Origin of the sequence: Arcicella aquatica, assembly GCF_034928825.1 — a bacterium.
GTDB classification, from domain to species: Bacteria; Bacteroidota; Bacteroidia; order Cytophagales; family Spirosomataceae; genus Arcicella; species Arcicella aquatica.
The window spans coordinates 1-11,642 of the sequence record NZ_JAYFUL010000081.1 but is presented as its reverse complement, the minus strand read 5'-3'; the positions used below and the strand labels follow the sequence as shown (position 1 = coordinate 11,642).

Sequence of the window (11,642 nt, the reverse complement as noted above, 5' to 3'; positions counted from 1 at the left end):
AATAAATCTTTAATTTTGATACCGATGATATTTTTCATTAAAAGGCTGTATTTGTTGCTTAGGAACTACAAATTTCAGCCTTTTTTTATTAATTCTGATTTTTCATCGGGTAGAGTAGGTTTTGAATTATTAGCTCGTTTAAAAACTATTCCAATGGTTGTTTTTTGCACGGCTTACGACCAATATTCTTTAGAGGCTTTTGAAACTAATAGTATCGATTATTTGGTTAAACCCGTGAAATTAGAACGTATTGAAAAAACCGTTCAGAAATTAAAAAGCTTTCATATCAAAAGTTCTTCCGATGAAATTTTAAAAGTTTTAAAAGAGATTACCAATAGAAAAGAACATAAAAAAATGACTTCTATCACGGTTAAAAAAAACGATAAAATCATTTTTATAAAACTGGCAGATATATCCTTTTTTGAAGCTGATAGTAATTATACAGCCATCCATTCAGAACAAGGAACATTTTTAAGTACAGAAACTATTGCAAGCTTAGAAAACAAACTGCCAGATAATTTTTTACGCATTCATAGGGGGATAATTCTTAACAAAGATTATATCAAAGAAGCCCAGAAATATTTCAACAGTAAATACATCATTACCTTAAATGATACTAAAAACACAAATATTACTTCTGGAAGAAGTTACTCAGAAAGTATAAAAATTAATCTTGGGTTTTATTAATAATAAATACGCCTGCTTGCGTACTGCGTCAGGCATTCTTAGAATGCAACTTTGCTATTCGAAATGTTCCAAAGGGCATTTCGAATAGCGAGTAGATGTTCGTAGCTGAGTACTAGTGACGCTTTGCTTGACACTTTCAAATCTCACATCTTTTTAACCCACAGATTTTCGCTGATTTGATACGCTGATTTACAGAGATTTTTAGATTAGCATACCTAATATCTTGTGCCTTCTGTCTAAAGTCTTGTGTCTAGAGTCTTGTGTCTTACATCCTCTAGTCTAAATCTACAAAAACCCCATCTTCCAACTCTGATTTCTATATTCTCCGGGTGTCAGTCCTGTAATTCTTTTAAAAATCCTTGAGAAATATTGTAGGTTATCAAAGCCTGTATCCAACGCAATATCGCTCATTTGTTTATTGGTCGTAGTGATAAGGTATTGGGCACGTTCGATGCGTTTTTCAAGAATATACTTGATAGGGCTTTTACCCAAGCTCTGATGAAATATTCTTGAAAAATAATCTACGTTCAAATTGGCACGATTGGCTAGTTGACTGACGGTAAGCGATTGATTGATATTTAGTTGAATATAGCTGATAGCATCCATTACCACTGATGGAGTAACATCTATTTGATTGTATTTGAAAGCAGGCGGAGCAAGGAATCGTGCAATCAATTGAAACAAAATCCCTTGGGTTTCATAGCGAATTGAAATACTCTGTAAGTTGTTCAATTGCTGATATTCCTTATAGAAAATATCCTTTTCATACACCTTCGGGTTGTCAGATCTGTTGATGCCTCGTCCAGGATTAATGGCTAGAATCCGATGAAAATTAGCAATATCTGTCGCAGTTACCTCTAATTCCATCACTGTTCTGGAATGCGTAAAGAGCGATAAGCCATCTGGGGATTCTTCAAAAAATTGGATAAAATACTGGCTCAGAAAATTGTTACAAGTAAGGTTGCACAATGTAAAACTAGGGATAAGGTACAGGTATCCCGCTTTTAAGTGAATAGTGGTCTCAGCGTTTGAAATCGTACCCTCTCCCCCATCGATATAATATAAACGATAATAGGGACTAATTACATTATTAAAGTTCCAGCTAGCATCTAGTTTAACATAGTCTACATTTAGTAAAGAAAAATAGTTTCTAATTAACATCTTCGCTTATACACTTTAGATTTAGAAGCTGTTTAAACTTTCCCTTTCGGGTTAAACTAAGTCTTTTAGAATAGCTTGTTCCAAAATTTTCTCAACGTAGCGATGCTATGCTTCGCAAATTTTGAAAAAATCAATTCAAAAATACAATACTTTAACCTCAGAAACGGAAAGCTTAAACAGCTTCTTAATGATGAATCGGCTACCCGATATGTTTATATGCTTATCATGCCTTCAAGAATGTGAATAATTGGATGGCTTTACACACAAAGGTATGTCATACCCTATAAGGTTTTGAAAAGCAATAGTCGGAATTGTGCAAAAATCTGTCAAATTTATGCAAAAAAATAACAATTCGTAGCTGATAAATTTGTAGGTGTCAAGTAAAACAAGATTAAACCGAAAAAACGTTTAACATGAATCGAAGAAAACTTCTCCAAGGTTTTGCCTTAGGGATACCTAGTCTTTTGGCATCCAAAAGCTTTGCTAACAATATCTTGCCTTTCGCTGAAAACCACAAAGGGTTAGAACCTATCATTTCTGGTCCATTTAAACCTACGTGGGAATCTCTTCAAAGTTACCAAACACCCGATTGGTTCCGTGATGCAAAGTTTGGTATGTGGGCACACTGGGGGCCGCAATGTCAGCCAGAAGCAGGCGATTGGTATGCTAGAGAAATGTACATGGAAGGTAACCGAAAATATAAGTACCATCTTGAAAAATATGGTCACCCTTCGGTTTTCGGTTTTAAAGACGTTATCAATGTTTGGAAAGCCGAGCAGTGGAATCCTGAAGAATTGGTGTCGCTTTATAAAAACTGTGGTGCGCAATATTTTATGGCCTTGGCCAATCACCACGATAACCTTGACTTATATAATAGTAAATACCAGAAAAACTGGAACTCTACTAAGGTAGGTCCTAAGAAGGACATCATTGGTGGCTGGGCAAAAGCAGCCAAGAAAAACGGTTTGCCCTTCGGAGTAAGTGTACACGCCGCCCATGCTTGGAGCTGGCTTGAAACCGCCCAGAGATCTGATAAAAACGGGCCTTATGCTGGTGTACCTTACGACGGTAAACTTACTAAGCAAGATGGCAAGGGGAAATGGTGGGATGGACTAGACCCACAGGAACTTTATGCACAAAACCATCCATTGAGCGAAAATAGTCTGGACAATGGCATGATACACAGACAATGGCATTGGGGTAATGGTGTCGCTGTTCCTACCCAAGCTTATATCGAGAAGTTTTATAACAGGACGATAGATTTAATCAATAAATACAGTCCAGACCTTGTCTATTTTGATGATTCACAATTGCCAATGTGGCCTATTAGTGATGTTGGCTTGCGAATTACAGCCCATTTGTACAACAAAAGTATTAAAGATAAGGGTAAACTTACAGGAGTAATTAATGGTAAAATCTTGGATGAAAATCAGCGTAAGGCCATCATCTGGGACATAGAAAGAGGACAAAGCAACAACATTGAACCATTTACGTGGCAAACGGATACTTGTATTGGCGACTGGCACTATAATCGTGAACTTTACGACCGCAAGGGCTATAAAACTGCCAAAACGGTTATCCATACATTGATTGATGTAGTCAGTAAAAATGGTAACCTTATGCTGAATATTCCTTTGCGTGGAGATGGTTCTATTGATGAGTTAGAGCGTAAAGTAGTAGAAGATATAGGCGTATGGATGAGGGCGAACGGAGAAAGCATTTATGGCACACGCCCTTGGAAAATCTTTGGCGAAGGCCCTGCACAAGAAGGAGCGGCGGCATTAAGTGCTCAGGGCTTTAATGAAGGCAAAGGCAAGCCGTTTACTGATAAGGATATTCGGTTTGTAGTCAAGGGTGAAAACCTTTTTGCCACGGTGATGGGATGGCCAACGACAGGAGAAGTGCTTATTAAAAGTCTTGGAGCAAATAGCCCGTATCGTTCATCAAAAATTAATCAGGTAGTATTATTATCGACCAAGCAAGCATTAAAGTTTGAACAAACTAACGAGGGACTTAAAGTATTTTTCCCAACATCAATGCCTGAGGAATCGTATGCTAATGCTTTGAAGATTAGTTGATTTCTAAAATTACTCATGGCATGACTTTCGAAATTTTATCTTCGTTGCCAAACAATTGGAAGTCATGCCATGAGTTGTTGCCTTCGTTCAATGCTATAATATCCATTTTTATACAATAATATTCAATTTACCATCCATATATACGTCCCTCGTATAATTCCTAATCAGTCAAAAAGAAATTATTAGGATACTAATCAGCAAACATTACGGTGAGGTTTACAGTTACCTTTTGAGAAAACAAAGATACAATGAATGGTAACCTTAAGAACAAACGTCTGTTTTGAGGCTATTATTTACCCTCAAATCCTACCAAAGTATTAGGCTTTTTGCGTTATCTTTCTGAAAAACTCTGTCATGAAAAGATTTTTACCGATAATCCTGTTGCTGAATACATTTACTTTATGGGCTCAGACAGACTCTAGTTTGAAAGTTACTGAACTCCAGCCCGTAATTATCAGTTCGTCACGCTTTGTAGGAAAAGATATTCAAACCCCGCTGGCAGTCACCGTTATTGACCAAGCACGTTTACAAACAGGACAATCTAAGCTTTCGATGTTTGATGCCCTCGGGGCTGTGCCCGGTGTTTTTGCGATGAACTCCGAAAACTTTGCTCAGGATTTACGGATTTCTATTCGTGGTTTTGGGGCTAGAGCGTCGTTCGGTATTCGTGGGTTGAAGGTCGTGATGGACGGTATTCCAGAATCTATTCCCGACGGCACTGCCAAAGTCGGTAATTTAGATATGGGCTTGATGGAACGTGTAGAGGTAATCAAAGGTCCCACAGCAGGATTGTATGGTAATGCTTCGGGGGGCGTTATCAGTTTGTTTTCTGAAACCCCCAAACAATTTTTTGCGGAGGCTCAAAGTACTTTTGGCTCTTTTGGTTTCCAGCGTTTGCAATTCAAAACTGGACAAGAAATTGGGAAAGTAACCTACTTCGTCAATGCCTCTAGGCTAACGAGTAAGGGTTATCGTGATCATAGTGCTTTGGAACGCAATTTCTTGAATGGAAAAGTGATTTATAAGTTTTCGGACAAAATAAACCTGACCCTCTTGATGAGTTACGTAGATAGCCCTAAAGCAGAAGACCCCGGAGGATTGACCCTAGCAGAAATTGATAAAAACAGACAGCAGGCTCGCCAGACCAATTTGGATTACAATGCTTATGAGACTTTTAAACAAGCCAAATTTGCCTTGATTTATGACCAAAAAATTGGCGAAAAACATCAAATTAGTGCGCGAGGGTTTTATTTGAATAGAGATTTTAGTAATCAGCAAGCTTTTGAAGCGAGTGGACAAATCGTCTTTAAAAGAGATTTTTCGGGCGGAGGTTTTAACTATCAATTTACCGATAAAAAATACAGGCTAAAAGCAGGTATTGACCTTGAAAATCAACAAGATAATCGTCAGCGATATGATAACAAAAAAGGAGAAAGAAGTACACTGAGGTTAGACCAAATCGAAGGATTTAGCAACGTAGGAGCATTTATTTTGCAGGAATATACGTTCAGTCCGAAATTCAGACTTTCGTTGAATACTCGCTTTGATGATATTCAATTAAAGGTTTCTGATAAATTTCAAAGCGATGGCGACCAATCGGCTACGCAATCTTTTCAACGCTTTAGCCCAATGTTAGGCTTTTCATTTTCGCCCAGTGCCAATCAATCCATTTATACCAATATCTCCAGTAGTTTTGAAACGCCTTCGTTGAATGAATTATCCAATAATCCACAGGCTACGGGAGGTTTCAACCCTGAGTTAAGTCCCCAAAAATCAAGAAATTTCGAGGTAGGTTATAAAGGCATTTTAAACAAAAAACTAAGGGTAGACCTAGCTTTATTTACCATTGAAGTACAAGACGAAATAGTGCCTTACCAACTAGCAGGGCAAGCAGGTAGAACATTATTTAGAAATGCAGGATTATCCAACCGAAAAGGCATAGAAGCGGGTATAACCTATAAAATAGTAGCAGGGTTAACGACCTATTTGAACTATACATATTCAGCTTTTGCCTATAAAGAATACCAGACTACCGCAGGGAAATTTGATGGAAATACCTTACCTGGCATTCCAAAACATAATATTTATGCAGAGTTTAGGTATTTTACCAAATCAGGATTTTTCACGATTGTACAGTTAAGAAGTATCAGTAAAATATTTGCAGATGATGCCAATACGGTAACGAATGATGGCTATTTTACTGCCAATGTAAGGTTAGGCTATCGTAAGACAATCGGTCATTTCGTCCTTGAACCTTTTGTGGGGGTAAATAACCTAAGTAATACCATTTACAATGCCAACGTACAAATCAATGCCACAGCCAATCGTTACTTCGAACCTGCTGCTGGAAGATTTTTGTTTGGGGGAATTAGTGTGAGGATTTAAGATAGGCTATGGGTAATTTTTAATACCCGCAGATAAACGCTGATTTTTTTCGCTGATTTTCGCTGATTCCTTTTCCTGTATTTTTCTCCGCAAATCAGCGAATTTTATCTCCATTCATCTGCGGGTAATTTAAAAATCCGCTGATTCTTTTTTCTCCATTAATCTTAGGATAAATATTTTTACCCAATTCTTCAAAAATTATATTAACTTCGCAGTCCCAAAGAATGAAACAATTATTTTTCATTTGATGTTTATTGAACAAATGGGGGCGACCGGTATTGACAGCTTGTGCAGGTCGGTGGTAAGCACGTCGGGAGTTGGTCTGATCTCCTGTTAAAAATTAGTCCGAAAAACAACCGGCAATACTCAGTATGCCATGGCAGCTTAATCCTTAAGGGATTTCGTTTTGGATAGTTATCAACGGAGTTGGAGCTATTCGCCACACCCCACTCGGCTAAACTCTGCCGCTGGGATACGGGGTGTCGAAACGCAGAGTCGAATGTTGTGATTTCTCTAAGCAAACATTTAGTACAGAGAGGATAAGGATAGATTAAGGTCCGGCTTGAACCCTGCCTATCTCGAAAAAATAATCAAGACTAAACGTGAAGAAAGCTATCGAGTTCCTTGTCTGGACGAGAGTTCGAATCTCTCCGTCTCCACTCCTTAAAACCGCTTATACAATACGTATAAGCGGTTTTTTGCTTTTAAAAGGCTACTAGAATTGTTCTCTAATAACCGAAATAATCTACTTCAAATTACTGTTAAAAAACATTACTAGCTTATTAAACGGAATTTTATCCATTCTATCATATAAATCAACATGAACAGCATCAGGTATTATCATTAGCTCTTTGGGCTCGGCTGCTGCTTTGTAGGCATCTTCACTAAAATACCTAGAATGTGCATTTTCTCCCGCAATGACAAACATTGGTCTCGGTGAAATCTCTTTCATGTATGTCAGGATAGGCATATTCATAAAAGACATCGGGTTCGTAGCCGTCCACGACGCATTTGAATTAATAGAACGTACATGAAACCCACGAGGAGTTTTGTAATAATCGAAATAATCTTTTACAAACTGAGGCTCGTTACCTGTTAGTTTCTCAGGTAAATTATTAGACGAAGGTGCAAACGATTGGTTCTCTGCATCTTTCCATCGCTGTTGTGCTAAATGTTCAAGATTTTGGGTACGCTGTTCTGCGGTTACTACATCATTATACCCTCTCGACATCAGTCGTGTCATATCATACATACTTGTTGTAGCCACAGCTTTAATTCGCTTATCAATGGCGGTAGCATTTAAGGCAAAACCTGCAAATCCGCAGATCCCAATAATACCAATTTTGTTTCTGTCTATATTTTTCTGTAAGCCTAAAAAGTCAACCGCAGCACTAAAATCCTCCGTATTTATATCGGGCGAAGCTACATTTCTAGGCTCACCACCACTTTCGCCCGTATAAGAAGGGTCAAAAGCCAAGGTTACGAAGCCCCGTTCGGCCATTGTCTGGGCATACAATCCAGAAGATTGTTCTTTCACTGCCCCAAAAGGCCCACTAACGGCGAGTGCTGAAAGTAATTGATGTTGATTTTGGGGAAGATATAAATCCCCTACCAGCGTGATACCATAACGGTTCTTAAAATGTACTTTTTGTCGAGTTACTTTATCGCTTAACTGAAAAGTATAATGATTGGGTGCTGTATTCATTTTCGTAGTATTTTCGTTGTTTTGACTGAACGATTGACCTGCTATTGTCAGGAACATCATTGTATGAGCAAGTATTTTTTTCATGCGCTTAAATTTTTATGTATTAAATGGACTTTAGTATTTTGGAAGGGATACCTCCACTTGATGTTTGTACCTGTCAGTAGCACGAGTTTCCAACTCGTAAGTAATAATACGAGTTGGAAACTCGTGCTACATTTTGTAAATTAAACCAAGTTAACTAAGGCTTTTTGTCGGAAATTTTCGATAATACATTGTTAGCTATTTCAGCCTGTTGCTTTCCAATATGTGTTGCTGTTATCGAAAAAACCTGCTTTAACTGGCTTTCTGTGAGTCCGATATTCAACCCAACAGCCAAGTGAAATTGAAGTTGCGGAGCTACACCTTCTAGTGCCGCAAGCACCGAGATAGTAGCTAATTCTCGCTGTTGATGCGTAAGTACATCACGACTGAATATATCGGCAAACAGATGTTCTTTTAAAAAAATATCAATGATTGGTGCAAAAGCATTTGCCCCAGTTTTAGGATCTTTTTCTTCTACCCCAGTTAGTTTATGTAAAGTTTGCTTCCCTGTTTCATATTTGTTTACAGCATCCGTAAAATGCGAAGCATCTTTTCCTTCTAGGTCTGTTATACCTTTACCTTTTCTTTCTTCCAGTACATTCATAAAAGTATTTATCCCGTTCAGACTTCTAGGAAAACCACAATAGGCATACATTTGCACCAACACCTCTTTTATTTCATTGATGGTAAGCCCCACATCTAGCCCTTTATGTAATTGTATTTTCAGATGCTCTAAGTCACCAACCGCCGTTTGTGTTGCAATACTTACAATACTTTGTTGTTTTGCATTCAAGTGTTGGTTTTCGTTTATACTATTTTGTGCATTCATGGTATTTATGCTTAGTAAAAGAACAAATAATAAGTTCCAATTAAGAAATTCATTTAGCCTTGTCATTGCTTTTGTTTATTGCTTCACAACGTTGTTGTACTCTTCATCAGTAACTTTTTGTAGCCATGTAACAATTCCTTTTTCTGTATTGGGAAAATGTACATCTTTTATTTCCCGCCGTTGTTGGAGTTTGTTCTCCAACAACATTTGCGTAAACAACGCACCATTTATCAAAACAATATGACGTGGTTTGGCGGTGAAAACACCACCAAAGGCGAAATCATTTCAATTTTTACTCTAATCCAAATTTCACCGTTACATTACCTGTACCTAGTGCGGTAGCCAACCCCGAAGGATTATCAATCCGCCCGAGCCGTGTGTAGCTATACGATGTTGAAAAAGTTTTGTAGAAAAGGACTAAGGTGTTAGCCCCATACATCATCAAATCTCCATTTTGGATAGTACCCAGATTGGACGCATTGGTGGGTAGATTAAAGGCAAAATCGAAAAATTTTTCGTTTCCGTTCAACTCTTTCATATTGATAGTCATAGGTAACTTTGCTTTAAATGCTGCTGTCGTTGCATTGTCGTTTAATGTGGCAGTAAAAACATTGGCACCAATTGTTACTTTCATTTTCTTACTGTTTGTGCTAGTATCTGCGTTAGAGGGGTTGGTAGGATTTGCTTGATTGCTATCAGTATTTGAAGTATCTGCTGGCTTTGCTTCTTCAGTGATATTGCAAGCAAACAATTGAATACAAATAAAACTCGCTAAAAATAAGGTGATGATTTTCATTTTTTTTAATTAAATATTCTTGATAAATTTCGCAGGAATACCCCCAACTACGGTATTCGAGGGTACATCAGCCGTAACTACGGCACCTGCCGCCACTACTGAATTCTCGCCAACGGTTACGCCTGGTAATATCGTTGCCCCTCCACCAATCCACGCATTGTATTTTATAAGAATGGGTTTACAAATCAACGATTTTCTATCATTGGGGTTTAAGGGATGGTTTTCCGTAATGAGGTTTACTTTAGGACCTATCAACACATTGTCTTCAATGGTTATTCCACCCATGTCTAAAAAACTACAGGCATGGTTGATAAATACATTTTTACCTATTGTGATAAACCGACCGAAATTGGTATAAAATGGCACAAAGACAATGGTTGAGGCATCTATTTCAGTACAGATTATTTCGCTTAAAATTCCCCTTATCTGCTCAACATTTTCTGAGGTATTCAGCTTTGCATTTAGCTTTAGGGTACGATTTACGACTTCCTGAATTTTGGGATATTGGGGGTCGTCCAAGCGAATGGGTTCGCCCAAACGCATGCTATCAAAAATATCTTTTGGAACAAGGGTTTGTTGTTGTGTATTTTTCATGATAATCAATTCGATAATATACCACAAAGGTATGCTCGCTATTCCTTAGCTCGCTAACGATTATCAAACCAAAAATTAAGAATTTCAAACTTCTATTTCCCTTAATGACTTTGGATTAGTACCAGTATTTTTTTTGAAAAAGTTATTGAAGTAAGTCGGGTACTCAAACCCTAGTGCATAGGCAATTTCAGAAATGTTCCAATCAGTATGTTGCAATAGTGCTTTAGCTTCCGTTGTAATTCTTTCTGTAATATGGGTAGTCGTAGATTTTCCTGTAACCTCTTTTACAGCACGGTTCAGATAGTTTACGTGTATGTTTAAATGTTGAGCGTAATCCTGTGCTGTTTTTAACTGCAAGGGTTTATCTCCAGTCTCAATGGGAAATTGCCTCTCTAATAATTCAAGGAAAACAGACGTGACCCGTGAAGTCCCGTTTTTGTGTTGATGATAATTTTCAGACGGTTGTAACTTTAGTGCTTCGTGAATGACTAGATTGATGTAGTTGCGAATAAGTTCGTCTTTATAGGCATAGTTGCTTTGCTGCTCATCAATCATTTTTTGGAAAATAGTATTTAGGAATAACCTTTGTTCCTCCGAAATTTTCAAGACGGGTGTTCCACCAATTTTAAAGAAAGGAGATTGACTCAAACTTTCTGAACGTTCAGATTGTTTTAAAAATTCTTCTGAAAACAAACAGGTATAACCAATATATTGAGTAGATATTGTTTCCCAAGAATACGGAATATGCGGATTGCCAAAAAACAAAATAGTACCTTCTTGGTCAAAGCTTTTATCGGCATAATGAATTTTGCTATGTCCTGTTGTTAGGCATATTTTAAAGAAATCCTTCCTGCTATATATGCGGGTGGCATTACTATCGTCTTCTAACTGAAAAGCTTTAAACCCTTTCAGTTTAAGTTCGGTATTAAATTCCGAAACGCTACGTTCCACTTTTTTAGTCATGTAGTAAAGTTAATAAAATCAAACTTATTAAATACAAAGTGTTTGTTTTTTTACAGCGACTACCGATAATCAAATCACCAATTTAGCCTCAATACAAGTGGCATACTTTTTACGCAAATGATACCCTACAATGTCGTAAACGCACCCTTACTATCAAAAGGCGTCGGGCTATCTTTGTAATAGAAAGCAACACAACTATCTTTTAAGTAGTGATTAGTAAATAGTGATTGGTGAACCGTCCGCCGATGTGCTTGCCTAAAATAGGTTGACATAAATTTCAACTTATTTATGAGCAAATCGAAATCAGATTCTAAAAAAAGTACAAGTTTAAAAATTCGTCAACGACGTATTTTTAGTGAATCA

The 11,642-nt window shown here is 37.5% G+C and carries 9 protein-coding genes and 1 other RNA gene; 4 read left to right on the top strand and 6 right to left on the bottom strand.

Annotation, left to right across the window (positions count from 1 at the left end; all coding sequences use genetic code 11):
• A partial coding sequence (locus VB264_RS24560) for a LytR/AlgR family response regulator transcription factor (RefSeq protein ID WP_323253999.1) occupies window positions 1–687 on the top strand: 687 nt, incomplete at its 5' end.
• Between the two features lie 285 nt (window positions 688–972).
• Here VB264_RS24560 and VB264_RS24555 read toward each other — a convergent pair.
• On the bottom strand, window positions 973–1,848 hold the full coding sequence (locus tag VB264_RS24555; RefSeq protein ID WP_323253997.1) for a helix-turn-helix domain-containing protein: 876 nt from the start codon (window positions 1,846–1,848) through the stop codon (window positions 973–975).
• 413 nt (window positions 1,849–2,261) lie between these two features.
• On the opposite strand from VB264_RS24555, the gene VB264_RS24550 reads away from it, so the two are divergent.
• From VB264_RS24550 to ssrA, 3 genes are all read left to right on the top strand, one after another.
• Window positions 2,262–3,926, top strand: coding sequence for an alpha-L-fucosidase (locus VB264_RS24550; RefSeq protein WP_323253995.1), 1,665 nt, complete (start codon window positions 2,262–2,264; stop codon window positions 3,924–3,926).
• A 354-nt stretch (window positions 3,927–4,280) separates the two neighbouring features.
• Window positions 4,281–6,311 carry a TonB-dependent receptor family protein gene (locus VB264_RS24545; RefSeq protein ID WP_323253993.1) on the top strand — a complete coding sequence of 677 codons (2,031 nt, stop codon included), beginning with the start codon at window positions 4,281–4,283 and terminating at the stop codon, window positions 6,309–6,311.
• A 264-nt stretch (window positions 6,312–6,575) separates the two neighbouring features.
• Window positions 6,576–6,973: a transfer-messenger RNA gene (ssrA, locus tag VB264_RS24540) on the top strand.
• A gap of 83 nt (window positions 6,974–7,056) precedes the next feature.
• Here ssrA and VB264_RS24535 read toward each other — a convergent pair.
• The 5 genes from VB264_RS24535 to VB264_RS24515 form a co-directional block, all read right to left on the bottom strand.
• Window positions 7,057–8,100 (bottom strand): alpha/beta hydrolase, encoded by a 1,044-nt coding sequence (locus VB264_RS24535; RefSeq protein WP_323253991.1) that lies wholly within the window; start codon window positions 8,098–8,100, stop codon window positions 7,057–7,059.
• Window positions 8,101–8,254: 154 nt separating this feature from the next.
• Complete coding sequence (locus VB264_RS24530; protein WP_323253989.1) at window positions 8,255–8,926, bottom strand: carboxymuconolactone decarboxylase family protein; 672 nt, start codon at window positions 8,924–8,926, stop codon at window positions 8,255–8,257.
• A gap of 292 nt (window positions 8,927–9,218) precedes the next feature.
• The gene (locus VB264_RS24525) at window positions 9,219–9,722 is read right to left on the bottom strand and encodes a cyclophilin-like fold protein (RefSeq protein WP_323253987.1); all 504 of its coding nucleotides are present in this window, start codon (window positions 9,720–9,722) and stop codon (window positions 9,219–9,221) included.
• 9 nt (window positions 9,723–9,731) lie between these two features.
• Complete coding sequence (locus VB264_RS24520; protein ID WP_323253985.1) at window positions 9,732–10,316, bottom strand: DapH/DapD/GlmU-related protein; 585 nt, start codon at window positions 10,314–10,316, stop codon at window positions 9,732–9,734.
• Between the two features lie 84 nt (window positions 10,317–10,400).
• Window positions 10,401–11,279 carry a helix-turn-helix domain-containing protein gene (locus VB264_RS24515; RefSeq protein WP_323253983.1) on the bottom strand — a complete coding sequence of 293 codons (879 nt, stop codon included), beginning with the start codon at window positions 11,277–11,279 and terminating at the stop codon, window positions 10,401–10,403.
• Window positions 11,280–11,642 lie beyond the last annotated feature (363 nt).